Raw genomic sequence first — 22,784 nt, 5'->3', positions numbered from 1 at the left:
GGCCGCGACTAGGTTTGCGCCGTGCGTTTCCAGCTGACCCCGGCCCGGCTCGACGTCCTGCTCGCCCTGGTGCTGACCTGGCTCACCCTGGACACGGTGATCAGCCGCGCGGACGGACCGGTGCCGTTCCACGAGTGCGTGCTGGCGGCCCTCACGGTGGCGCCCATCGCGCTGCGCCAGCGCGCGCCCGTGGCGACCGTGGCGGTGGTCATCGCCGCGGTCGCCGCGTACAGCGGGCTGGCCACCGGCCTGATCCCCAACGCGGGGGTGGGTCTGCTGGTCGGCGTGTTCACCGTGGCCGTGCTCCGGCCGCGGGCGGTGGCGGCGGCGGTCGTCGCGGTGGCGCTGTGCGTGCTGGCGGTCGTGGTGCTGCGGGTCGACGCCGAGGCCGCGTGGTCGGAGATCGTGCAGTCCGCGGTGGTGGTGGTCGGCGCGTGGGTGCTGGGCGAGGGCACGCGCCGGTGGTCCGAGCGGGCCGAGCGGGCCGCCGAGGAGGCGACGCGGGCGGTGGCCGCGGAACGGGTGCGGATCGCGCGCGAGCTGCACGACGTGGTCGCCCACCACATGTCGGTGATCTCGTTGCAGGCCGGTCTCGCCTCCTACGTGCTGGACACCGACCTGGCGACGGCGCGCCAGGCCATCGGCACGGTCGGCGAGACCAGCCGCGAGGCGCTCACCGAGATGCGCAGGCTGCTCGACGTGCTGCGGGTCGACCCCGACGAGGACTACCGGCCCCAGCCGGGGCTGGCCGACCTGGACGACCTGGTGGCCCGGGCCCGGGGCGCCGGGCTGACCGTCGTGGTGCGGGTCACCGGCGAGGTCCGGGACCTGCCGCCGGGACCGGACCTGTGCGCGTACCGCGTCGCGCAGGAGTCGCTGACCAACGTCCTCAAGCACGCCGCCGCGGCGCGTGCCGAGGTGGAGGTGGACTACGGGCCGCAGACCCTGACGCTGGCGGTGACCGACGACGGCACGTCCGCCGCGCACGTCCCGCTCCGGCTGCCGGTGACCTCGCACGGCATCCGCGGGATGCGCGAGCGCGCCGAGCTGTACGGTGGCGTGCTCACCGCCGGACCGCGTGCCGGGGGAGGGTTCGGCGTGGTCCTGCGCCTGCCGCTGGGGGACTCGTCGACGGGGGGTGACCGGTGACCGTCCGCGTGCTCGTCGCCGACGACCAGGCGCTGATCCGCGCCGGCCTGGTCGCGCTGTTCACCGCCGCGCCCGGGTTCGAGGTCGTGGGGGAGGCGGCGGACGGCGCGCAGGCCGTGGCGCTGGCCGCGACCACCGCGCCGGACGTGGTGCTGATGGACATCCGGATGCCGGTGCTGGACGGCATCGCCGCCACCCGCGAGATCCTGGCCGAGGCGGGGGAGGACCCGCCGCGCGTGGTGGTGCTGACCACGTTCGACCTGCCCGAGTACGTCTACACCGCGCTCGGCGAGGGCGCGTCGGGCTTCCTCGTCAAGGACACCCCGCCGGAGCGGATCATCTCCGCGGTCCGCACCATCGCGGCGGGCGACATCCTCATCGCCCCGCACATCACGCACCGCCTCATCGAGACCTACGCCCAGCACCACCGGGCCACGTCGATCGGCGCGCCGCAGCTCGCGACCCTCACCGCGCGGGAGACCGAGGTGCTGCGCCTGGTCGGCAACGGCCTGACCAACGCCCAGATCGCGCAGCGGCTCGTGCTCAGCGAAGCGACGGTGAAGACGCACGTCAAGCGCATGATGGGCAAGCTCGCCCTGTCCAGCCGCGCGCAGGCCGTCGTGGTCGCCTACGAGACCGGGTTGATCGTGCCGAGACCGGCCGGGTGAGCGACCGGCCCGACGGGCGGACCCGCCGAACGGCGGGCGGAACGGACACCGCCGGGCTATGGTCGGGTCGGGGGACCACCGGTCACGGCGACCGCCCCGCGCGGACCGGGGGGCCTCGTTGAGTTTCTGGGAGTTCGTGGTCGACCGGTGGAACCGGTTGCTGGTCGAGGCCCTGCTGCACGTCAGCGCGGTGGTGCAGTGCGCGCTGCTGGCCGCGGTGATCGGGGTGTCGATCGGCGTGGCGGTGTACCGCAGCCCGGTCGGGTCGGCCCTGGCGACGGCGTTGACCAGCGCGGTCCTGACCATCCCGTCGTTCGCCCTGCTGGGCCTGCTGATCCCGGTGCTGGGCCTCGGGGTGGAACCGACCGTGGTGGCGCTCGTGCTGTACGGCCTGCTGCCGGTGGTGCGGAACACGATCGTGGGCCTGGGCGGTGTGGACCACGCGGTGCGCGACGCGGCGCGCGGCGTCGGGATGAGCCGGGTGACCGTGCTGACCAGGGTCGAGCTGCGGTTGGCGTGGCCCGCGATCCTGACCGGCGTCCGGGTCGCCGCGCAGATGCTGATGGGCATCGCCGCGATCGCCGCCTACGCGCGCGGCCCGGGGCTGGGCGTGGAGATCTTCGCCGGCCTGACCAGGGCGGGCAGCGCGAACGCGACCAACCAGGCGATCGCCGGGACGCTCGGCATCGTCGTCCTCGCGCTGGTCCTGGACGGGATCTTCGCGCTGATCGGCCGCTGCACCGTCTCCAGGGGGATCCGTGGCCAGTGAGATCGAACTCGTCGACGTGACCAAGCGCTACCCCGGCGTGCGGGAGCCCGCCGTGGAGTCGTTCAGCCTGACCGTGCCGGCGGGGGAGACGGTGGTGCTCGTCGGGCCGTCGGGGTGCGGCAAGACCACCACGATGCGGATGGTCAACCGGTTGATCGAGCCGACGTCCGGCCGCATCACCATCGACGGGCGGGACACGCTGTCGCTCGACCCGGACGAGCTGCGCCGCGGCATCGGGTACGCCATCCAGCAGGCCGGGCTGTTCCCGCACCTGACCGTCGGCCAGAACGTCGGCACGGTGCCGGGCCTGCTGCGCTGGGGCCGCGCGCGGGTGGCCGACCGGGTGGACGAGATGCTCGACCTGGTCGGGCTCGACCCGGCCGAGTACCGCGACCGCTACCCGCGGCAGCTCTCCGGCGGCCAGCAGCAGCGCGTCGGGGTGGCCCGCGCGCTGGCCGCCGACCCGCCGGTGCTGCTGATGGACGAGCCGTTCGGCGCGGTGGACCCGATCACCCGCGGCAACCTCCAGGACGAGCTGATGAGGCTCCAGGCGGAGCTGCGCAAGACGATCGTGTTCGTCACCCACGACTTCGACGAGGCGGTGAAGCTCGGGGACCGGATCGCGGTGCTCGGCCCGCGTTCGTCGGTGCTCCAGTACGACACGCCGGAGGCGATCCTGGCCAACCCCGCCGACGACACGGTCGCCGGGTTCGTCGGCGCCGGCGCGTCGCTCAAGCAGCTGCGGCTGCGCCGGGTCCGCGAGGTCGCGCTGAGCCGGGCGCTGACGGCCTCGGTGCACGACTCGCCCGCCGAGGTCGGCCGCAGGCTGGCCGGCTCGCCGCACCGGTACGCGCTGCTGCTCGACGGGCGCGACCGGCCGGTCAGCTGGGTGCACGCGGGCACCGCGCGGCCGGTCGGCGACCCCGTGACGCTCCAGTCGACGTTGCAGGACGCGCTGGAGGCGATCCTGACCGAGGGCGGCGCGGCGGTCGTCACGGGCGCGCGCGGCGAGTACGTCGGCCTGGTGGAGGTGGACGCCGTCATCGGCACCGTGCAGAAGCTGCGCGACGACCACGCCGCCGACGACCGGGCGGAGGCCCAGGCATGACCGGTGTGGCCGGCGTGGCGGGCGTGGCGGGTGTGGCGGGTGTGGCCGCCTCGCGGCAGCGGGCCGAGCGGCTGCGCCTGCTGGTCCAGCCGCTGGCCGTGCTCGTGCTCGTCGGCGGTGTGCTGACCTGGGCGTTCACCCGCGACCTCGACTCGATCGAGCGGGGCAGCATCAACGTGCCCACGCTGGCGTCCGCGACCTGGGACCACCTGGTGATCAGCGTCGTGGTGACCGCGCTGGTGCTGGTGGTGGCCGTGCCGCTGGGCGTCGTGCTCACCCGGCGGTGGGCGCGGCGGGCCGCCCCGGTGTTCCTGGGCGTCGCCACGATCGGCCAGGCGTCGCCCGCCATCGGCATCCTGGTGCTGTTCTTCCTGGTCTCCGGCCTGGAAGGGCTGTGGGCGGCGGTGCTGCCGATCGCCTTCTACACGTTGCTGCCCGTGCTGCGGAACACGGTGGTCGGCCTCCAGGGCGTCGACCCGGCGCTGGTGGACGCAGGGCGCGGCATCGGCATGTCCGCCGGCGCGGTGCTGCGCCGGGTCGAGCTGCCGCTGGCCGTGCCGCTGATCCTGGCCGGCCTGCGCACCGCGCTGGTGCACGCGGTCGGCGTGGCCACGCTCGCGGTGTTCGTCAACGGCGGCGGCCTGGGCCTGCTGATCGACACCGGCTACAAGCTCTCGCGGGTGACCGTCCTGGTCACCGGCGCGGTGCTGGCCGTGGGGCTCGCGCTGCTGGTGGACTGGCTGGGCGCGGTCGCCGAGGCGTACCTGGGACCGAAGGGGCTGCGGTGAAGGCGCGGTTCGCCCGCGTCGCGCTCGTCGCGACCACCCTGCTGGCGTCGGGCTGCGGCCTGGAGTCGTCGTTCGCGCTGCCGTTCGAGGTGGCGCCCGGGTCGATCCGGCCCGTACCGGAGCTGGCCGGGGTCGAGGTGGCGGTGGGGTCCAAGGACTTCACCGAGAACCAGGTCCTCGGCTACCTCGCCGAGGTGGCCCTGGTCGCCGCCGGGGCCGAGGTGCGGGACATGACCAACATCCAGGGCTCCAACAGCTCCCGCCAGGCGCTGATCACCGGCGACGTCGACCTGTCGTGGGACTACACCGGCACCGGCTGGATCAGCTACCTGGGCAACACCGAGCCGATCCCCGACGAACGGGCGCAGTACGAGGCGGTCCGCGACGCCGACCTGGAGCGCAACGGCCTGCGCTGGCTGGAGTACTCGCGGGTCAACAACACCTACGCGTTCGCCGTCACCGGGGAGTTCGCCCGCGCCCACGGGCTGCGCACCACCTCCGACCTGGCCGCGCTCGTCGCCCGCGAACCCGACAAGGGCGTGTTCTGCCTGGAGACCGAGTTCCTCAGCCGGGGCGACGGGTTCCCGGGCGCGGCGGCGGCCTACGGCATCGACCCGGCCGCGGTGGAGGTCAAGACGTTCGGCATCGGCACGATCTACACCGCCACGGCGACCGGCCTGTGCACCGTCGGCGAGGTGTTCACCACCGACGGCCGCATCCTGGCGCTGGACCTGCTGGCGCTGGAGGACGACCGCGGGTTCTTCCCCCGGTACAACGCGGCGATCGTGCTGCGCGAGGAGTTCCACCGGGCGCACCCGCAGGTCGAGCGGGTGATGGCGCCGATCGTGGCGAAGCTCGACAACGAGACGGTCCTGGCGCTCAACGCCGAGGTGGACGTGGACGGCCGCGACCCGGCCCTCGTCGCCCGCGACTGGCTGGTGCGCGAGGGGTTCGTGACGCTGCCGACGTCGTGACGCGGGGGTGGTGCCCGGTCGTGCCGCCGCGACCACCGCCGGGAGGTCGGTTCGGCGGGACGTGCTGCGGCCCGGGAACGGCGTCGCGGCCCGGCCGGGCGTACGCAGTTCTCCCCATGCCGGACCGGCGTCCCCGACTGCTCTCATGGACGTGAGCCGCCCGCGGGGGCCGGCGCGCGGACGCCAGGGGCACTGGGGGCTCCTGGCGTCCGTATCTGCGCGGGGCGTGCCGCCTCCTCAACCCACATGGCCGAACTCCACGCACGCGACCTGCGGGGTGCCCTGGACGTCGTGCACGCGCTGCACGAGGACGACGCCGAGGACACCGGCCTCGTCCTGCTCGGTCGCCTGGTGGGGTGCGACCAGGTCAGCGTGATCGACAGCGACCACGTGTCGCGCAGGCTCGCCGCCGTCACGCTGACCCACCCCGACCGCGACCTGACCGGCAGGCCCGGCTTCGCGGACGCCGTGTCCGGGCACCCCGGCTTCGCCGCCTACCGCTCGGGCCGCCTGGCGGTGGGCGAGTCGGTGGCGCTGACCGACCTGGTCACGCCGCGCGAACTGCGCCGCCTGCCGCTCTACGCGGACTTCTACCGCCCGCAGGGCACAGCGGACCAACTGCTCGGCATCATCCGCCTCACCGGCAGGATCGGCCTGACCGCGGTGCTCAACCGGTCGCGCCCCGGCTTCACCGGCCGCGACCGGGCGGTGCTCGACCTGCTCGTCCCGCACCTCGGCCAGGCCAGGCGGCAGCGGGCCCGGCTGGCGGCCCTGGGCGCCGCGACCCGCACCGGCGCGCTGCTCGACGCCCAGCACCTCCGCTCGCCCACCGCGCTGGCCGACCTGACCGCGCGGGAGCGCGAGGTCGCGCACTGGATCGCCGAGGGCGCGACCGACGCCGAGGTCGCCAGGGGCCTCGGCATCAGCGTGCGCACCGTCCACAAGCACGTCGAGCGGGTGTTCCGGAAGCTGGGCCTGACCAACCGCGCCGGCCTGGGCGCGGTGGTGCACCGCGCTAGCGGGTGAGCAGGTCCCGCAGCGCCTTCACGACCTCCGCCGGCGCCTCCTCGGCCATGAAGTGCCCGCACGTCACCGTCCGGTGGTCGAGGTCCGGGGCCCACGCCCGCCACCGCGCGGCGGCGTCGAAGCCGAGGGCCGCGCCCCAGTCCTGCTGGAGCACGGTGACCGGCATCCGCAGCACGACGCCGTTCGCCAGGTCCGCGCGGTCGTCCTCGACGTCGACGCCGGCGGAGGCCCGGTAGTCCGCGACGATCGACGGCACCGCCTCGCGCGACGCCCTCAGGTACTCGGCGCGCACGTCGGCCGGGATCGCGGCCGGGTCGGTGGCCCAGACGTCCAGGAAGTGGCCGAAGAACTCGTCCGCCGCGCCCGCGATCATCGCCTCCGGCAGGCCGGGCGGCTGCGCCATCAGGTAGAGGTGGAAGCCGACCGCGGCGCTCGTGCCGTGCATCACGTCCCACGTGTCGAGCGTCGGCAGCACGTCCAGCGACGCCAGGTGGGTCACCGCCCCGGGGTGGTCGAGGCCGGCGCGGACCGCGACCAGCGCGCCCCGGTCGTGCCCGGCCAGGGCGAACCGCTCGTGGCCGAGCGCGCGGGCCAGGGCCACCACGTCGTCGCCCATGACCCGCTTGGAGTAGGTGCGGCCGTCGGTGTCGGCGGGCTTGTCGCTCGCGCCGTAGCCGCGCAGGTCGGGGACGATCACGGTGTGGTCGGCGGCCAGGTCGGCGGCGACGTGCCGCCACATCAGGTGGGTCTGCGGGAAGCCGTGCAGCAGCACGACGGGGCTGCCCGAGCCGCCGACGGCGACGTGCAGCGACACGCCGTCGGCGACGGTGACGCGCTGCTCGGTGAACCCGGTGATCCTGGGGGGCATGGTGACTCCTTCGTGGTGTGCCACCAGGCTGCGGCCCGCCGATCAGCACCCGGTCAGCACCCGGTCAGCGCCCGATCAGCACCCGGTCCGCGCTTGGCCGGCACCACCGCGGGTGCCGCGTAGGGTTGGTCCCCGCGATGGTGGAGTTCCGGGTGCTGGGGCCGGTGGTGGCCGAGGACGCGCGCGGGCCGGTCGGCCTGGGTGGGCCCCGGCACCGCGCCGTGCTGGCGCGCCTGCTGGTCGCGCGGGGGCGGGTCGTGCCGGTCGAGCGCCTGGTCGACGACCTGTGGGAGGACGGCGCACCGGACGGCGCGGTCGGGGCGGTGCAGACGTTCGTCGGCGCGCTGCGCAAGGCGCTGGAGCCGGACCGTCCACCCAGGACACCCGCGCGGCTGCTCGTCACCGCCGCGCCGGGGTACGCGCTGAGGGCGTCGGAGGTGGACGCCTGGCGGTTCGAGGAGGGGGTCGCGGGGGCGACGCGCCTGCTGGCGGACCGGCCGGCGGAGGCCCGCGCGCTGCTCGACGAGGTGCTGGCGCTGTGGCGGGGACCGGCGTACGCCGAGTTCGCCGGGCACGGCTGGGCGCGCGGCGAGGCGGACCGGCTGGACGAGCTGCGGCTGCTCGCCCTGGAACGGCGGGCGGAGGCGGCGTTGGCGCTGGGCCTGGCGGCCGAGTCGGTGCCGGACCTGCGGGCGCACGTCGCGGCGAACCCGCTGCGCGAGGACGGGCGCGCGCTGCTGGCCCTGGCCCTCTACCGGACCGGGCGGCAGGGCGAGGCGCTGGCCGAGCTGCGGTCGGCGCGCGAGGTGCTGCGGGCCGAGCTGGGCGTCGACCCGGGAGCCGGGCTGCGGCGGCTGGAGCACGACGTGCTGGCCCAGGCACCGCACCTCGACCTGTCACCGGTCGCCGAGGCGGGCACCTCGCTGGACCCTGCGCCGCACAGTGCGCCGGGCACCCCGCCGCAGGCCGTGTCGGACCCTGCATCGGACGTGCCGCCGGCCGACCGGGCGGGCGCGACCTCGGCCGGCTCCGGATACCCGTTCGTCGGACGGGCGGACGAGTTGGCCGAGCTGGACCGGGCGGCGGGGGAGGGGCGGCGGTTGGTGCTGCTCTCCGGCGCGGCCGGTGCCGGGAAGACCGCGTTGGCCAGGGCGTTCGCCGGTCGCCTCGACGGTGCGGGGTGGCGCGTCGCGTGGGGCGCGTGCCCCGAACCGCCCGGCGCGCCCGCCGACTGGCCGTGGACGCAGGTGCGCGAGGCGCTGGGGCTGCCCGACGTCCCCTCCGGGTCGCGGTTCGAGCGCCACCGGGCCGTCGCGGTCGCCGTGGGCGGGCTCGGGCGCGTGCTGCTGGTGCTCGACGACCTGCACTGGGCCGACGAGGAGACCCTGGCCCTGCTGATCTCGCTGGTCACCGACCCGGCCGCCGAGCGGGTGCTGGTCGTCGGCACGTACCGGTCCACCGAGATCTCACCGGCGCTGGCCGGCGCGCTGGCCCGGGCCGCCCGCGCCGAACCCGTCCGCGCCTACCTGGGCGGGCTGACCGAACCGCAGGTGGGGGAGCTGGTGCGGGCCACCCCGGGGCGGCGGCCGACACCCGCCGAGGTCCGCATGATCCACCGGCGCAGCGGCGGCAACTCGTTCTTCGTGCGCGAGCTGACCCGGCTGTGGCGGGCCGGGGGCGACGCCGTGCCGCACGCGGTCCCGACCGGCGTCCGCGACGTGATCCGGCACCGCCTGGCCGCGTTCCCCGAGGGGACCCGCACGCACCTGAGGCAGGCCGCCGTCCTCGGCCAGGACGTCGACCTGGACGTGCTGGTGCGGCTCGCGGGCGACGAGGAGGGCGTGCTGACGTCGGTGGAGTCCGCGCTGGCGGCGGGCTTCCTGGTCGAACGGGACGCCGACCACCTGCGGTTCGCCCACGCCCTCGTCCAGGAAGCCCTGTACGAGGACACCGCCCGCGCCCGCCGCGCCCGGTGGCACCTCGCGGTCGCCGACGTCCTCGAAGCGATCCGGCCGGACGAGGTCGAGGCCGTCGCCCACCACCTGCTGCGCGCGGGCGGTCGGGCCGACCCGGGCCGCACCGCCCACCACGCCCGCGCCGCCGCCGAACGCGCCGAGCACCGCTTCGCGCCACACGAGGCCGCCCGCCTGTGGCGCGCGGTCCTGGACCTCACCGGCACCGACGCCCCGGACCGCCGCCATGCCCCGGACCGCCGCGACGCCCCGAACCGCCTCGACGGCCCGAACCGCCTCGACGGCCCGGACCGCCTCGACGCCCTCATGGGCCTGGTCCGGACCCTGTCCGTCACCGGTGACCTGCCCGCCGCCCGGCGGTACCGCGCCGACGCCGTCACCGCGGCCGAGGCGCTGGGCGACCCGGTGCGCACGGCCGCCGTCATCGGGTCGTCCGACGTGCCCGCGATCTGGACCACCAACGACGACGAGGCCCTGTCCGCCCGCCTGGTCACGGCCGCCGAGCGCACCCTCGCCGCCCTGCCCGCCGGGTACGACCGGGAACGCGCCCGACTGCTCGTCACCATCGCCCTGGAACGCCGCGCCGACACCGGTCCGCGCGGCGCCGGGGCCGCCCGCGAGGCCGAGGCGCTCGCCCGCCGGCTGGACGACCCGCTCCTCCTCGCCCTGGCCCTCAACGGCCGCTTCCTCCACGAGTTCCACCGCACGGGCCTGGCGCCGGAACGCGCCCGGATCGGCGCGGAGCTGCACGCCCTCGCCGCCCGCCACCACCTCGTCGCGTTCGAGGTGCTGGCCCACCTGATCCAGCTCCAGGCGCACGCCGCGCTGGCCGACCTGGCCACCGCCGACCACCACGCCGCCGAGGCCGACGCGCTGGCCGACCGCCACGACCTCCCGCTGGTCTCCGTCTTCACGGACTGGTACGCCGCCCTGCGCCTGGCGATCACCGGCCTCCGCGACGAGGCCGCCTCCGCCTACCGCGCCGCCGCCGCGCGCCTGCCGTCCACCGGCATGCCCGGCCTGTCCGCGGGCCTGCTGCCCCTGGCCCTGCTCACCCTCGACCTCCCGCAGCCGGACGCGGACCCCGGACCGCACGAGCCGTGGACCCGACCGGCCGCCGACATCCCCGACCCGCCGCACGACCTGCTGCTGGAGGTCAGGCTCTGCCTGCACGCCCGGGCCGCCCTCGCCGCCGGCGACCGCGCCGCCGCGGCCCGCCTGCACGACGCCCTGCTGCCGGCCCGCGACGAACTGGCGGGCGCGGGCAGCGGCCTGCTCACCCTCGGCCCGGTCGCCCACCACCTCGGCGACCTGGCCAGGGCCCTGGGCGACCACGAGCAGGCCGCCGCCCACTACCGCCGGGCCGAGGCCGTGGCCCGCCGAGCGGGCGCCCCGCACTGGACCGCCGCCGCCCTCGCGGGCGCGCGGACCGGTTGACGGCGTTCAGCCGAAGCGGGCGACGAAGCGCTTCTGCCAGGGCGTCTCCACCGCGCGGTGCGAGTAGTGGGTGCGCACGTAGGCGACGGCCTCGCCGGCGGGCACGCCGTCCAGGACCGCCAGGCAGGCCAGTGCGGTGCCCGTGCGGCCCACGCCACCCCCGCAGGCGACCTCCACGCGTTCCCCGTCGGCACGCGCCAGCAGGTCGCGCAGGGCCTCGCCGAAGTCGGCGCGGTCGGACGGCAGCCAGAAGTCCGGCCACCGCACCCACCGCCGCTCCCACGCCGTCGCGGGCGGTTCCGAGCCCAGCAGGTAGAGGCCGAACCGCGGCTCCGGCCCTTCCGGCAGCGGGCGTCGCAAACCTCGCCCCCGCACGAGCCGCCCGGACGGCAGGCGCAGCACCCCCGGTGCCCCTTCCTCCCACATGTCATCCCCCTCGGGCATCGGTGACCAGGACGCGATTCTGGCCCACCGGACCTCCGGTCACGACAACGGGGGCGGGGACGGGGGCGGGGACGCGCCCGACCCCGAAGGCATCCCCGCAGTCCCCCGACCGGGCGGCCGGCAGGGCTGTTCCCGCAGGTGGGCGGGCTGCCGTGGAATATCCCGACTGCTCCGTGCGGGTGCACGTGCAGATGCACGGCAATCGGCTCCCCGCGCCGGCCTTACCCTCGTCACGTGAACAGCGAGCCGTCGCCCCTCGCAGTGCCGCGGCAGACGCGCGCCGGGTCGGCCACCGCCCACGACCGGGGGCCCGCGCCCGAGCCGGTCGTCGTGCTGGCGACCGCCGTGGACGCCGCCATCGCCGCCCTGTCCCCGCGCGCCCTGCGCGACGCGGAGGCCGGTCCGGTGCTCGAATCCATGCTGACCGCGTTCACCGCGGCGGTGGCCCCGGTCCAGGCGGGACTGGTGGTCAGATCGCCGTCCGACCCGCTCACCCTGGTCCAGGGCTACCTGGGCAACGCCTTCACGCACGCCGCCGGCGGCGACCCGGACGCCACGAGGGCCGCCCTCATCGCCGCCCGCGCCGCCCTGGCCCACCTCGTGGACGACGACCGGGACGAGGACGACGGGCGCTGGCGGCCCTGACGGGACGGGACCGCCCGGGGACCCGCGCACCGCGTCCTACCCGGTCCCGCCGCCCCGCTCCGGCCCCGCCGCCTCGCACTCGGCCAACCGGCGTTCCAACTCGGTGACCGCGGCCCGGAGCCCGGCCGCGCGGCGCTTCGCGTCGGCGGTCTCGGTCTCCAGCGCGGCGTTGGCCACGACCAGGCCCTCAAGGCGTTCGTCGCACTCGCGGACCAGCCGTTCGCGCACCTCCTCGACGACCTGCCGGTCGGCGCGCGACCGCTCGTCCACGGCGAGGGCGATCGCGTGCTCGACCTCACGGCGGATCGGGCCGAACCCCATCAGGAACGTCCACAGCGGTCCGCCCATGCGGTCCACCGTACCCGCGGGCACAACGCACGACGGCGGTCTCAGCCCCGCTGGGCCAACCGGATGACGTGCCACGACACCGGCGGCAGGGTCGTCCGCAGCACGCCGTCCCCGACGTCGACCGACAGCGCCGTCGGGGTGACGCGGTCGGGCGCGTCGCGCGTGTTGCTCGCCGACGGGTCCTCGTCGTGCAGGCTCCACGCCTCGGCCACCTCCAGCGGACCCAGCGCGGCCAGCGGCACGGTCAGCGAGACCGGCTCGGTCAGGTGCCGGTTGACCACGAACAGCACCGTGCCGCCGTCGTCGGACCGCGTGGCGACCGCGTCCACCGCGGGCACGTCGCCGTGGCGCGCGGTGGGCGTGGTGGGGGAGTCCACGACCACCCGCAGCACGTCGCCGCGCGCCAGCCGCGACGTCAGCGCGAACGGGTGGAACGTCGTCTGCCGCCACGCGGGCCCGCCGGGTTCGGTGCGGATCGGCGCGATCACGTTGACCAGCTGGGCCTGGCAGGCGACCGCCACCCGGTCGCTGTGCCGCAGCAGCGAGATCAGCAGGCTGCCCACGACCACCGCGTCGGTCACGTCGTAGACGTCCTCCAGCAGCGGCGGCGCGACCCGCCACTCGGTGGGCGGGTCGGCCTGGAACCGGCTCAGGTACCAGACGTTCCACTCGTCGAACGACAGCGTGATCCGCTTGTCGCTCTTGAGCCGCGCGCCCACCGCGTCGGCGGTCGCCACCACCCGCTCGATGAAGCGGTCCATGTCCGCGGCGGAGGCGAGGAAGCTGGCCACGTCGCCGTCCAGCGGCTCGTAGTAGGCGTGCAGGGAGATGTGGTCGACCTGGTCGTAGGTCAGCTCCAGGACGGTGTCCTCCCACGCGCCGAACGTCGGCATCGACGAGCCGGAGCTGCCGCACGCGACCAGCTCCAGGCCCGGTTCGGCCTGGCGCAGCGCCCGCGCCGTCTCCGCCGCCAGCCGGCCGTACTCGTGCGCGGTCTTGTGCCCGGTCTGCCACGGGCCGTCCATCTCGTTGCCCAGGCACCACAGCCCGATCCGGTGCGGCGACGGGGAGCCGTTGGCGCGCCGCAGGTCCGACAGGTGCGTGCCGCCCTCGTGGTTGGCGTACTCGTGCACGTCGAGGGCCTCGGCCACGCCGCGCGTGCCGAGGTTCACCGCGTACATGACCTCCACGTCCGCCTTGCGGGCCCAGCGCGCGAACTCGTCCAGGCCCACCGCGTTGTCCTCGATGCTCCGCCACGCCAGGTCGCGCCGCGTCGGCCGGGAGGCGACCGGGCCGACGCCGTCCTCCCAGCGGTAGCCGGACACGAAGTTGCCGCCCGGGTAGCGGACCACGGTGACGCCCAGCTCGCGGGTCAGCTCCAGCACGTCGCGGCGGAAGCCGTCCTCGTCGGCGGTCGGGTGGTCGGGTTCGTGGATGCCCGTGCGGACGCACCGGCCCAGGTGCTCGACGAACGACCCGAACAGCCGGCGGCGCACGGGCGCGACCACGTGGTCGGGGCTCAGGGCGAGGGAAGCGGTGAGCATGGTCCTCCTACTTGAAGGTGCCCGCGCTCGCGCCGCTGCGCCAGAAGCGCTGGAGCAGGACGAACGCGACGACGAGCGGGACGATCGCGAGCAGCGAGCCGGTGACGACCAGGTTGAACAGCACGCGCGTGCCCGCCTCCTGCTGCGCGGTGTTGAACCAGGTGGTCAGCCCCACGGTCAGCGGGTACAGGTCGGCGTCGCTGAGCATGACCAGCGGCAGGAAGTAGTTGTTCCAGGTCGCCACCAGGGTGAACAGGAAGACGGTGACGAGGGCTGGGCGCATCATCGGCAGCGCGATCCGCCAGAAGATCCGCAGCTCGCCCGCGCGGTCGATGCGCGCCGCCTCCAGCAGGTCCACCGGCACGCTCTCCGCGACGTACACCCGGATCAGGTAGGTGCCGAACGGGCTGAGCAGCGAGGGCAGGACGACCGCCCACACCGTGTCCACGAGACCCAGTTCGGACAGGATCAGGTAGGTGGGCAGCACGAGCGCCGTCGCCGGCACCATGATCATGCCCAGCAGCGCGGTCTCGAACAGGCGCTTGCCCGGGAACGAGAACCGCGCCAGCCCGTAGCCCGCCAGCGCGGCCAGCGAGGTCGCGCCCACCGCGCTCACCCCGGAGTACAGGGCGGTGTTGGCGGCCCAGCGGCCGTACGCGCCGTCGTCCTCGCGGAACAGTTGCCTGATGTTGTCCACCAGGCTGAACTCGTCGGCGAACCACAGCGCCGGGCTGGACAGCAGCCCCTGCTGGCTCTTGGTGGCCGCGATCAGCACCCACAGCAGCGGGACCAGGAAGTACACGACCCCCGCGAACATCAGCAGGTGCGGCAGCCTCGTGCGTACGGTCACGACCGGGTCCCCCTCCGCCGGACGAAGACCACGGCGTAGGCCACCACGAACACCACGAACCCGAGCGCGAACGAGATGGCCGCCGAGTAGTGGAAGTCCGAGTAGGCGAACGCCTGGTTGTAGGCGTACAGGTTCGGCGTGTACCCGCTGGAGATCTGCGGCGCGAACCGGGCCATCACCTGCGGTTCGGTGAAGAACTGCATGGTCCCGATGACGGTGAAGATCGCGGCCAGCCCGATCGCCGACCGGATCGCGGGCACCTTCACCCGCAGCGCGAGCTGCACCTGCGACGCGCCGTCGACCACGGCCGCCTCGTACGTCTCGCGCGGCACGCCCCGCAACGCCGAGTACAGGACGATCATGTTGTAGCCGGTCCACGCCCAGGTGACGATGTTGCCCAGCGACACCAGCAGCCACGGCGTGCCGAAGAAGTCGATCGGCTCGCCGCCGAACCACGTCGGCACGTCGCCGAACGGCCCGAACGTGCGGCTGTAGAGGAAACCCCACATGAGCGCGCCGATCACCGCGGGCACCGCGTACGGCATGAACGCCACCAGCCGGAACACCACCGCGAACCGCGTCGTCACGGCGTCCAGCGCGAGCGCGCCCGCCAGGGCGACGCCCAGCATGACCGGGATCTGCACCGCGCCGAACAGCACCACCCGCAGCAGCCCGTCGAGCAGCACGGGGTCGGTGAACGCGCGGGCGTAGTTCTCCAGGCCGGTGAACCGGGTGCCCAGCGCGAGGCTGCGGCTGGACAGGCTCAGCCAGAACGCGTACCCCAGCGGCACCACCAGGAACGCCACGACCACGAGGAAGAACGGCAGGACGAACAACGCCCCGGCGACGGGGTGCGCGGTGACGCGCCTCCTCGACGTCCCCCCGGTCCCCGTCACCGGTCGACCTTGAAGCCCTGCTGCTCGGCGTGGGCGACGACGTTGTCCTGCGCCGCCTCCAGCACCGTGCCCCACGGCCTGCTGCCCGCCACCGCCTCGGCGGTCCGGTCCTCCAGCTCGCCGTACACGAAGTCCTGGAACGGCGTGTACTCGAACTCGTCGAGCTTCTCCGACACCGGCACGAAGATCTCGTTCACCTTCTGGCCCGCGAAGAACTCGTAAGGCTTGCCGGTGAACGCCGGGTCGGCCGCCACCTCCTTGACCAGCGGGTAGAGGAACGCCTTGTTCAGCCCGACGTCCCACGCCTCGGCGGACCTCCCGAACAGCTCGCGCGCCACCGTCGTGGCCGCCCCGGGGTCCTTCGCCTGCTTGGTGACGGCGAACGTCGAGCCGCCCCAGTCGCCCTGCTCGTCCGCGCCCGCCGTCCACTGCGGCATCGGCGCGACCGCCCACTTGCCCGCCGTGTTCTTCAGCGACCCGGCCACGTAGCCGGGCGTCCAGCCCGCGGCGGCCCACGTCCAGTACTTGCCGGAGTCGAGCGCGGCGGTGGCGTCGGCGGTGAAGAACGGGTCGCCGGCCATGAGCCCCCGGGAGACCAGGTCGCCGTGGAAGTCGACCACCTTGCGGCACTCCGGCGCGGTCAGCGCGAGCCGCACCCGGTCGCGCGCCCCCGTCCACGAGTAGCCGTAGGGGCGGCACCCGGCCTGCCACATCAGGCCGTTGAGCCAGCCGCCGTCGCTGCCGAAGCTCGCGACGAACGAGTCCGGGGCGACGGCCTTGATGCGCTCGGCGGCGGCGCGGTACTCGTCCCAGGTGGCCGGTACCGGGATGCCGTGCTGCTCGAACAGGTCCCGGCGGTACATCAGCGCCATCGGGCCGCCGTCCACCGGGATCGCGTACACCCGGTCCCCGTCGGTGGCCTGGTCCCACGCCCACTCGGCGTACAGGGCCTCGTCGTCGTTGGCGCCGTGCTGCCCCATGTCGACCAGGGCGTCGAGGATGACGAACGTCGGGATCTGCTGGAACTCCACCATCGCCACGTCCGGCGCGCCCCTGCCCGCCGTGAACGCGGTCTTCAGCTTGGCGTAGTGGTCCGCCCCGGTGCCGGCGTTGGTCCACTCCACCCGGATGCCGGGGTGGGAGGCGTTGAACGCCTCCACCACGCTCTTGAACTCCGGGTACCAGGCCCACACGGACACGCGCACCGGGCCGTCGTCGTCCGCCGCGCCGCCGCAGCCGGCGACCGCGAGCAGGGCGCCCGCGGCGAGCACGTGCGCGAGCCTTCCCAACCGCTTGATCATGGACAGCGCCTCTCCGCCGCGGACGGGCGCGCGGCTGTCGTCGCGGTGGGTGACCGCGACGGGAAGTGGGGGGTGCGGCGGCGATCCCGCGCGAGGGCCGCGGAACCGATCAGGCGTTGCACCACGACCGCCGGGCTCGGTGGGCACCGACCCGGGATGCCGCCGTGGCACCGGGTTTTGCTGCGCTGCAAAGCACTATCCACCCCGTGTTACCGCGCTGCAAGACCCGATCGGTGCGCCATTCGAACCAACCGCGCGCCCTGTTTGTCGTGCGCGTCGGTGGCGTGCACACTTCCCGCCAGCACCCGGCACCCGTCCCGGTCGGGCGGAGGAGGACCATGCGCGACGCCACGCTGCGTGACGTGGCCCTGCTCGCGGGCGTGTCCCCGCGCACGGTGTCGAACGTGGTCAACGGGTACGCCCGGGTCACCGACCGCACCCGCGAGAAGGTCGAGCGCGCCATCGCCGAACTGGGCTACCGGCCCAACGTGCTGGCCCGCAACCTCGTCTACGGCCGGTCCGGGCAGCTCGCGGTCGTCGTGCCCTACCTGGACACGCCGTACTTCGCCGAACTGCTCCAGGCGATCATCCCGCGCGCCCGCGACCGCGGGTACACCGTGCTGGTCGACCAGACCGACGGCGACCCGGGGCACGAGCGCGACCTGGTGCGCCGCGCCGGCCGCGCCCTGCTGTTCGACGGGATGATCTTCAGCCCGCTCGGCCTGTCCCAGGAGGACCTGGCCGCGGTGGACCCGTCGCTGCCGCTGGTGGTGCTCGGCGAACGCGTGTCGAACGGCGTGTTCGACCACGTCGGCATCGACGACGTGACCGCGTCCCGCGAGGCGACCGCGCACCTGATCGGCCTGGGCAGGCGGCGCGTCGCGGCCATCGGCGACCAGCCGTACCCGACGGGGGAGGCGGCGCAGCTGCGCACCCGGGGCTACCGGCAGGCGCACGCCGACGCCGGGCTCCCGGTCGACGAGTCGCTCATCGTCCCCACCCCGAGGTTCAACCGCGCCGACGGCTCCGGCGCGATGCACCTGCTGCTCGACCGCCCCGACCCGCCGGACGCCGTGTTCTGCTACAGCGACCTGGTCGCCCTTGGCGCACTGCACGCGGCGCTGGAGCGCGGCCTGCGCGTGCCCGAGGACCTGGCGCTCATCGGGTACGACGACATCGAGGAGGGCCGCTACTCCAACCCGCCGATCAGCACCGTCTCACCCGACAAGGCGGCCATCGCCGCGACCGCCGTGGACCGCGTCCTGGAGCGCATCGGCAGCGCCGAACCCCTGCCGGGGGTGGAGGTGCGCGCCGCCCACCGGCTCGTCCCGAGGCGCAGCACGGTGGGGCGCGGCTAACCGAGGTGCGCGGTGTCGTTGAGGCGGACCAGCCGCCACGACGCGCCGTCGTGCTCCCACTCGGTGGCGGACGCGAAGTCCGGGTCCAGCCGGGCACCCGTGCCGGGGCGGGGCACGCCGAACAGCACCAGGAACGCGAGCACCACGAAACCGGCGTGCGTGGCGGCCACCACGGTCCGGCCCCGGTGCTCGGCGGCCAGGCCGTCGAGCGTGTCCCGCACGCGGGAGCTGAAACCGTGCCACGTCTCGCCGCCGGGGCAGATCGGCCGGTCCGGTTCGGCGACCAGGTCGAACGGCTCGTACCGGGCGCGGAACTCGTCGCCGCTCAGGCCGTCGCCCTCACCCAGCCGCAGCTCGGTCAGGCCGCGCTCCTCCACGACCGGCGGCTCGCCGAGCGCGTGGCGCAGCAGGTCCGCGGTCTGGCGGGCGCGGACGGCGGGGCTGGTGAGCAGCACGTCGGCGTGCAGGCGCTCGGCGGCGAACCGGTCCCGCAGCGCCGACACCTGGAGCCGGCCGAGGTCGGACAGGCCGGGGCACCCGCGTTCGGCGGACGCGATACCGCGGACGTGGTGCAGCGACTCGCCGTGGCGCACGAGGATCAGGCGCATGGCCGGACAGGCTAGCCCTGATCACCGCGCCGCTTGCGGTGGACCACCCAGCCGAAGTCGATTACCAGCACGACGGCCAGCACGGCGAGGGCGACGCCCGCCCACGTGAGGCCGGCGCGGAAGCACAACCAGGCCGCCACGCCGTCGAACACGATGCCGAACCCGGCCAGCCACAGGCGCAGGGTGAGGGCGCTGCGCGGCGGCGCCGGCGGGGGCAGGTCGTCGGTCACGGCCTCACTCCCCGTGGACGACGGCCACCGCGCACGGCGCGTGGTAGACGACCGCGTGGCTCACCGAGCCCAGCAGCGCCCGCCGCACCGCGCCGCGACCGCGGCTGCCGACGACCAGCAGCGCCGCGCCGTGCGCCTGCTCCAGCAGGACGTGCGCCGGGTTGTCGAACGCCAGCAGCAGCTCGGCCTCGACCTGCGGGTACCGTCGCCGCCGCTCGGCCAGGTCGCGTTCGACGACCTCCTCGGCGGCGACCCGCACGCGGTCCCAGTCGTGGTTCCAGCCCAGCTCGGGCACGGCCACCGGCATCACCGCGTCGGCCCACGCGTGCACGGCGACCACGCGGTGGCCGTGGCGCGCGGCGTGGTCGAACGCGAAGTCCGCGGCCCGGCCGCTCGACGGCGACCCGTCCACGCCGACCACGACCGCCTGCCCCAGCACGCCGGAGTCGCGGACCACGACCGTCGGCCGGTCGCCGTGGTGCACGAGGTCGGCGGCCGTCGAGCCGAGCAGCGCCTTGGCCAGCCCCGTGCGGCCCGACCAGCCGACCACGACCAGTTCCGCGTCCGCGCCGACCTCCCGCAGCACCTCGGCCGGGCGGCCGGGCAGGAGGTGCGCCTCGACGTCGGGCGTGATCGCGCGGCACTCCTCGGCGACCTCGCGCAGGTGGGACCCGGCGAACTCGCGGACCGACTCCTCGGTGACCACCTCGGGCAGCGGCGCGGCGCCGACCGTGAACACCAGTTCGGGGAACGGCCCGTGCACCGCGGCCACGACCACCAGCCGCAGGTTCCTGCTCGCCGCCTCCCGCGCGGCCCACGACGCGGCCGCCCGCGACTGCGCGGAGCCGTCCACCCCGACCACGACCGCCTGCCGCCCGTCCACCGCCATGCGCACGACCTCCTCCGGAGTAGGCCCACGGCTACCCCGGCCCGCCGACCGGCAACCACCAACCCCCCGACCGTGCCGAGAGTCCAACGCTCAGGCCCCGAGAGTCCAACGCTCAAGCCGCGAGAGTCCAACGCCCAGGCCCGGTGAGTTCTTCGTTCGAGCCGACCGGTCGGTATGCCCGAATGAAGAACTCAGGGTTCCTGGAGGTTGGACTCTCGGGTCCCGGGCGTTGGACTCTCGAGGTCTGGGCGTTGGACTCTCGGGTGGGGGAGGGTGGGGAGCTAGGGTCTGACTTCGGCCCAGACGGTTTTGTCGCCGTGGTCGCACTCGAAGCCCCAGTGCGAGGACAACCGGTTGACCATGACCAGCCCGCTGCCCAGCGCCGGGACGTCGGGTCTGCCCAGCACGGGCAGGTCGCTCGGGCTGCGGTCGACGACCTGGACCCGCAGCGCGCCGCAGTCGTCCACGCGCCACAGCCTCACCCGGTAGGGACCCTCGGCGTGGCGGTGGGCGTTGTCGATCAGCTCCGCCGCGATCCGCACGAAGTCGTCCACCGGCCGGATGCCCACGCCCCGCGTCACGTGGCGGACCCACACGTCCACCTCGGGCGGCGTCGGCACCTCGTCGAGCACCAGGTCGAGGCCCTGGTCCAGCGGCCCCGCCATCTTCATCACACGCACACCTCCAACACCTCGACGACTTCGAGGCGTCGGTCTCAGGTATCCCCTGGTCGGGTGTCTCAAACACGCGACCGGGTGAAGCCTCTCGACCGTCCGGCCGTCACGTCGTCATCCGGTCGTGCGGTCGCACGACGTCCCGGGTTTTCCCGGTCGTTGCTCCATTCGTGCTAAAGCAATTTCCCGAATATGCAGTCGAAGTCGAACTTCGTGACGCAAAGCACAAAGTGATATGTCTAGATTGACCTAAACCGGTGATTTATTGCCTTTTCGCTTTCACTCGTCCGGGTGAAAGATGATGCGGTCCCGCCAGGCGGGTCGATCCCCGTCTGGGTTATGTGTCCTGAAGGGCTGCACCCATCGTGGCTAGAAAAGGCGTCGTCGCCATCGCCATCCCCGTCGTCCTCAGCGCGCTCCTGACCGCCGGGGTCGCCCCGGCCGAGTCGCAGGTGCCGCTGCAGAGCCCCATCGACATCTCGCCCTCCTCGATCCGGTTCAACCCGGGCCTGCCGCACCTCCAGGTCTCCTACGGGCACGCCGACCTGGGCCTGCACTACGTGCAGAAGGACCAGGCCACCGCCAGCGGCTGCTCGGTGCGCGACCACGAGGAGACCGAGGAGGCGGAGGTCGAGCCCGGCGCGGGTCACGTCACGCTGTCCGGGGTCCGCTACGACCTCGTCCAGTTCCACTTCCACACGCCGTCGGAGCACCGGTTCGCCGGCCACGCCGACCCGCTGGAGATGCACCTGGTGCACCGCAGCGCCGCGGGCAAGCTGCTCGTCATCGGCGTCCCGCTGCGCGTCGGCGCCCCGTCCACCGTGGACCGGGTGCTCGCGCACCTCGCGCCCGAGTGCGGCGAGGAGGTGCACATCGCCGACGTGGACCTCAACACCCTGCTGCCGGCGAACCGCGCCACCGCCCGCTACACCGGCTCGCTGACCACCGCCCCCTTCACCGAGGGCGTGCAGTGGTTCCTGATGCAGGAGAAGACGGTCACCCAGGCCACCGTCTCCCGCTTCCAGCACATGTTCTACGAGGGCAACTCCCGGGCGCCCCAGCCGCTCAACGGCCGGACCGTCCAGGTCGACGTCCCGCACATCTGACGGCACGGCCCGCACACCCGGCGGCGCGGGACGGGGACGCAGACCCCCGTCCCGCGCCGCCGGGTCGCGAACGCCCGCCGCCGCGGTGGTGCCCGTGCGGCGACCGCGGGGGCCGCCGCCTAGATTGGCCGCATGATCTTCGGGATCGCCGCGGTCGTGCCGGCGCTGTTCTTCGTCGTCGGCGTCGTGCGCGACCGGAGGCGGGTGAGCAACGCGGTGTGGCTCGGCGTCACGCTGCTGCTCCTGCTGCTGTGGGTGCTGTTCCGGGCCGCCCGGACCGAGGGGTGGCCGGAGGTCGCGCTCGGGTACGCGTTCGTGGTCCTGATGCTGGGGCTGGGTTTCGTGCTGCCGGTCGCGCTGATCGCCAACGGGGTGCTGGTGCTGCGCCGCGAGGGGTTCGGCCTGGCCAACCTGCTGTCGCTGCTGGCCGGTCTGGCGATCTTCGGCGTGGTGGCCGCGTTCGGCTTCCTCACCAGGCGCACCGGCCCCGCGGTGGACGCGGTCATCGGGTCGCTGCTGGTGGTGGCGGCCTACGTGGCGTTCCTCTTCGTCAGCCTCCTGCTGTACTCGGTCGTCTACGGCGGTCTCGGCCGGCGCAGCGGCTACGACGCGGTCGTGGTGCTCGGCGCGGGCCTCATCGGCGACCGCGTGCCGCCGCTGCTGGCGAGCAGGCTCGACCGCGCGATCCGGGTCTACGAGCGGGAGACCCGCTCCGGGCGGACGCCGCTCGTCGTCGTCTCGGGCGGGCAGGGGCCGGGCGAGGACGTGTCCGAGGCGGCGGCGATGCGCGACTACCTGCTGCGCCGCGGCGTCCCCGACGACCGCGTCCTGCTGGAGGACCGCTCCACGACCACCGAGCAGAACCTGGCCTACAGCGCGAAGGTGCTAGCCGACCACGGGTGGCACGGCCGCGCGGTCGGCGTCACCAACAACTTCCACGTCTTCCGCGCCGCCGTGACCGCCCGCCGGCTCAGGCTGCGGATGCAGATCATCGGCGCGCCCACGGCGGCGTACTTCCTGCCGAGCGCCTTCCTGCGCGAGTTCGCCGCGCTGCTGGTGCAGAACAAGGTCGCGCACACCGTGACGTGCGGCCTGCTCGTCGGCCTGTACCTGCTGCTGGTCCTCTAGCCG

General features: G+C 74.5%; 23 protein-coding genes. 12 read left to right on the top strand and 11 right to left on the bottom strand.

Features of this window, described 5'->3' with window-relative positions; all coding sequences use genetic code 11:
* Window positions 1-21: 21 nt before the first annotated feature.
* The 7 genes from ACRAKJ_RS22100 (at window position 22) to ACRAKJ_RS22070 (ending at window position 6,482) form a co-directional block, all read left to right on the top strand.
* A complete protein-coding gene (locus ACRAKJ_RS22100) occupies window positions 22-1,149 on the top strand; it encodes a histidine kinase (RefSeq protein WP_438922686.1) in 1,128 nt (375 codons plus the stop codon).
* Window positions 1,146-1,817 carry a response regulator gene (locus ACRAKJ_RS22095; RefSeq protein WP_438922685.1) on the top strand — a complete coding sequence of 224 codons (672 nt, stop codon included), beginning with the start codon at window positions 1,146-1,148 and terminating at the stop codon, window positions 1,815-1,817. Before ACRAKJ_RS22100 ends, ACRAKJ_RS22095 begins: the two co-directional genes overlap by 4 nt.
* 118 nt (window positions 1,818-1,935) lie before the next feature.
* Window positions 1,936-2,586: an ABC transporter permease subunit gene (locus ACRAKJ_RS22090; RefSeq protein WP_438922684.1), complete on the top strand. Its 651-nt coding sequence runs from the start codon at window positions 1,936-1,938 to the stop codon at window positions 2,584-2,586.
* Window positions 2,576-3,694 (top strand): ATP-binding cassette domain-containing protein, encoded by a 1,119-nt coding sequence (locus ACRAKJ_RS22085; protein WP_438922683.1) that lies wholly within the window; start codon window positions 2,576-2,578, stop codon window positions 3,692-3,694. Before ACRAKJ_RS22090 ends, ACRAKJ_RS22085 begins: the two co-directional genes overlap by 11 nt.
* On the top strand, window positions 3,691-4,482 hold the full coding sequence (locus ACRAKJ_RS22080) for an ABC transporter permease subunit (RefSeq protein WP_438922682.1): 792 nt from the start codon (window positions 3,691-3,693) through the stop codon (window positions 4,480-4,482). The genes ACRAKJ_RS22085 and ACRAKJ_RS22080 overlap by 4 nt, the downstream gene beginning before the upstream one ends.
* The gene (locus tag ACRAKJ_RS22075; RefSeq protein ID WP_438922681.1) at window positions 4,479-5,456 is read left to right on the top strand and encodes a glycine betaine ABC transporter substrate-binding protein; all 978 of its coding nucleotides are present in this window, start codon (window positions 4,479-4,481) and stop codon (window positions 5,454-5,456) included. The genes ACRAKJ_RS22080 and ACRAKJ_RS22075 overlap by 4 nt, the downstream gene beginning before the upstream one ends.
* 246 nt (window positions 5,457-5,702) lie before the next feature.
* A complete protein-coding gene (locus tag ACRAKJ_RS22070) occupies window positions 5,703-6,482 on the top strand; it encodes a LuxR C-terminal-related transcriptional regulator (protein WP_438922680.1) in 780 nt (259 codons plus the stop codon).
* On the opposite strand, the gene ACRAKJ_RS22065 is transcribed toward ACRAKJ_RS22070, so the two are convergent.
* Window positions 6,472-7,350: an alpha/beta fold hydrolase gene (locus ACRAKJ_RS22065; protein WP_438922679.1), complete on the bottom strand. Its 879-nt coding sequence runs from the start codon at window positions 7,348-7,350 to the stop codon at window positions 6,472-6,474. The two genes, ACRAKJ_RS22070 and ACRAKJ_RS22065, sit on opposite strands and share 11 nt — an antisense overlap.
* Window positions 7,351-7,487: 137 nt before the next feature.
* Between ACRAKJ_RS22065 and ACRAKJ_RS22060 the strand changes: the two genes are divergently transcribed.
* Complete coding sequence (locus ACRAKJ_RS22060; protein ID WP_438922678.1) at window positions 7,488-10,760, top strand: BTAD domain-containing putative transcriptional regulator; 3,273 nt, start codon at window positions 7,488-7,490, stop codon at window positions 10,758-10,760.
* A 6-nt stretch (window positions 10,761-10,766) separates the two neighbouring features.
* Here the strand turns inward: ACRAKJ_RS22060 and ACRAKJ_RS22055 are convergent, their stop codons facing one another.
* On the bottom strand, window positions 10,767-11,186 hold the full coding sequence (locus ACRAKJ_RS22055; RefSeq protein ID WP_438922677.1) for a phosphatase domain-containing protein: 420 nt from the start codon (window positions 11,184-11,186) through the stop codon (window positions 10,767-10,769).
* A 252-nt stretch (window positions 11,187-11,438) separates the two neighbouring features.
* Here ACRAKJ_RS22055 and ACRAKJ_RS22050 point away from each other — a divergent pair, with 252 nt between their 5' ends.
* On the top strand, window positions 11,439-11,849 hold the full coding sequence (locus tag ACRAKJ_RS22050; RefSeq protein ID WP_438922676.1) for a hypothetical protein: 411 nt from the start codon (window positions 11,439-11,441) through the stop codon (window positions 11,847-11,849).
* 36 nt (window positions 11,850-11,885) lie between these two features.
* On the opposite strand, the gene ACRAKJ_RS22045 is transcribed toward ACRAKJ_RS22050, so the two are convergent.
* The 5 genes from ACRAKJ_RS22045 to ACRAKJ_RS22025 are packed head-to-tail and all read right to left on the bottom strand — an operon-like array spanning window position 11,886 to window position 16,788.
* On the bottom strand, window positions 11,886-12,197 hold the full coding sequence (locus tag ACRAKJ_RS22045; RefSeq protein WP_438922675.1) for a hypothetical protein: 312 nt from the start codon (window positions 12,195-12,197) through the stop codon (window positions 11,886-11,888).
* 41 nt (window positions 12,198-12,238) lie between these two features.
* The gene (gene arfA, locus ACRAKJ_RS22040) at window positions 12,239-13,741 is read right to left on the bottom strand and encodes an arabinosylfuranosidase ArfA (protein WP_438922674.1); all 1,503 of its coding nucleotides are present in this window, start codon (window positions 13,739-13,741) and stop codon (window positions 12,239-12,241) included.
* Between the two features lie 7 nt (window positions 13,742-13,748).
* On the bottom strand, window positions 13,749-14,591 hold the full coding sequence (locus ACRAKJ_RS22035) for an ABC transporter permease subunit (RefSeq protein ID WP_438922673.1): 843 nt from the start codon (window positions 14,589-14,591) through the stop codon (window positions 13,749-13,751).
* Window positions 14,588-15,487, bottom strand: coding sequence for an ABC transporter permease subunit (locus tag ACRAKJ_RS22030; protein ID WP_438922672.1), 900 nt, complete (start codon window positions 15,485-15,487; stop codon window positions 14,588-14,590). The genes ACRAKJ_RS22035 and ACRAKJ_RS22030 overlap by 4 nt, the downstream gene beginning before the upstream one ends.
* Window positions 15,484-16,788 carry an extracellular solute-binding protein gene (locus tag ACRAKJ_RS22025; RefSeq protein WP_438922671.1) on the bottom strand — a complete coding sequence of 435 codons (1,305 nt, stop codon included), beginning with the start codon at window positions 16,786-16,788 and terminating at the stop codon, window positions 15,484-15,486. The genes ACRAKJ_RS22030 and ACRAKJ_RS22025 overlap by 4 nt, the downstream gene beginning before the upstream one ends.
* A 338-nt stretch (window positions 16,789-17,126) precedes the next feature.
* Between ACRAKJ_RS22025 and ACRAKJ_RS22020 the strand changes: the two genes are divergently transcribed.
* A complete protein-coding gene (locus tag ACRAKJ_RS22020) occupies window positions 17,127-18,146 on the top strand; it encodes a substrate-binding domain-containing protein (protein ID WP_438922670.1) in 1,020 nt (339 codons plus the stop codon).
* Here the strand turns inward: ACRAKJ_RS22020 and ACRAKJ_RS22015 are convergent.
* The 4 genes from ACRAKJ_RS22015 to ACRAKJ_RS22000 all read right to left on the bottom strand — a co-directional run bounded on the left by ACRAKJ_RS22015 (window position 18,143) and on the right by ACRAKJ_RS22000 (window position 20,553).
* Window positions 18,143-18,754: a histidine phosphatase family protein gene (locus ACRAKJ_RS22015; protein WP_438922669.1), complete on the bottom strand. Its 612-nt coding sequence runs from the start codon at window positions 18,752-18,754 to the stop codon at window positions 18,143-18,145. The two genes, ACRAKJ_RS22020 and ACRAKJ_RS22015, sit on opposite strands and share 4 nt — an antisense overlap.
* 11 nt (window positions 18,755-18,765) lie before the next feature.
* Window positions 18,766-18,984 (bottom strand): DUF6343 family protein, encoded by a 219-nt coding sequence (locus tag ACRAKJ_RS22010; RefSeq protein ID WP_438922668.1) that lies wholly within the window; start codon window positions 18,982-18,984, stop codon window positions 18,766-18,768.
* Between the two features lie 4 nt (window positions 18,985-18,988).
* A complete protein-coding gene (locus tag ACRAKJ_RS22005; protein ID WP_438922667.1) occupies window positions 18,989-19,873 on the bottom strand; it encodes a universal stress protein in 885 nt (294 codons plus the stop codon).
* Window positions 19,874-20,154: 281 nt separating this feature from the next.
* A complete protein-coding gene (locus ACRAKJ_RS22000; RefSeq protein ID WP_438922666.1) occupies window positions 20,155-20,553 on the bottom strand; it encodes an ATP-binding protein in 399 nt (132 codons plus the stop codon).
* A 359-nt stretch (window positions 20,554-20,912) separates the two neighbouring features.
* Between ACRAKJ_RS22000 and ACRAKJ_RS21995 the strand changes: the two genes are divergently transcribed.
* Entirely contained in the window at window positions 20,913-21,653 is a 741-nt protein-coding gene (locus tag ACRAKJ_RS21995) for a carbonic anhydrase family protein (protein ID WP_438922665.1), read from the top strand.
* A gap of 132 nt (window positions 21,654-21,785) precedes the next feature.
* Window positions 21,786-22,781, top strand: a complete 996-nt coding sequence (locus ACRAKJ_RS21990; RefSeq protein WP_438922664.1) for a YdcF family protein — start codon at window positions 21,786-21,788, stop codon at window positions 22,779-22,781.
* The last annotated feature ends 3 nt before the right edge of the window (window positions 22,782-22,784 follow it).

This window comes from Saccharothrix sp. DSM 118769 (genome assembly GCF_052936295.1).
This window is presented reverse-complemented; position numbering and strand designations above follow the sequence as displayed.

What these genes read in the sequence shown, in the direction of transcription:
- arfA (WP_438922674.1), bottom strand. Translation starts at nt 13,741, where the DNA reads ATGCTCACCGCTTCCCTCGCCCTGAGCCCCGACCACGTGGTCGCGCCC.
- ACRAKJ_RS22055 (WP_438922677.1), bottom strand. Translation starts at nt 11,186, where the DNA reads ATGTGGGAGGAAGGGGCACCGGGGGTGCTGCGCCTGCCGTCCGGGCGG.
- ACRAKJ_RS22080 (WP_438922682.1), top strand. Translation starts at nt 3,691, where the DNA reads ATGACCGGTGTGGCCGGCGTGGCGGGCGTGGCGGGTGTGGCGGGTGTG.
- ACRAKJ_RS22065 (WP_438922679.1), bottom strand. Translation starts at nt 7,350, where the DNA reads ATGCCCCCCAGGATCACCGGGTTCACCGAGCAGCGCGTCACCGTCGCC.
- ACRAKJ_RS22005 (WP_438922667.1), bottom strand. Translation starts at nt 19,873, where the DNA reads ATGGCGGTGGACGGGCGGCAGGCGGTCGTGGTCGGGGTGGACGGCTCC.
- ACRAKJ_RS22015 (WP_438922669.1), bottom strand. Translation starts at nt 18,754, where the DNA reads ATGCGCCTGATCCTCGTGCGCCACGGCGAGTCGCTGCACCACGTCCGC.
- ACRAKJ_RS22020 (WP_438922670.1), top strand. Translation starts at nt 17,127, where the DNA reads ATGCGCGACGCCACGCTGCGTGACGTGGCCCTGCTCGCGGGCGTGTCC.
- ACRAKJ_RS22060 (WP_438922678.1), top strand. Translation starts at nt 7,488, where the DNA reads ATGGTGGAGTTCCGGGTGCTGGGGCCGGTGGTGGCCGAGGACGCGCGC.
- ACRAKJ_RS22045 (WP_438922675.1), bottom strand. Translation starts at nt 12,197, where the DNA reads ATGGGCGGACCGCTGTGGACGTTCCTGATGGGGTTCGGCCCGATCCGC.
- ACRAKJ_RS21990 (WP_438922664.1), top strand. Translation starts at nt 21,786, where the DNA reads ATGATCTTCGGGATCGCCGCGGTCGTGCCGGCGCTGTTCTTCGTCGTC.
- ACRAKJ_RS22025 (WP_438922671.1), bottom strand. Translation starts at nt 16,788, where the DNA reads ATGATCAAGCGGTTGGGAAGGCTCGCGCACGTGCTCGCCGCGGGCGCC.
- ACRAKJ_RS22070 (WP_438922680.1), top strand. Translation starts at nt 5,703, where the DNA reads ATGGCCGAACTCCACGCACGCGACCTGCGGGGTGCCCTGGACGTCGTG.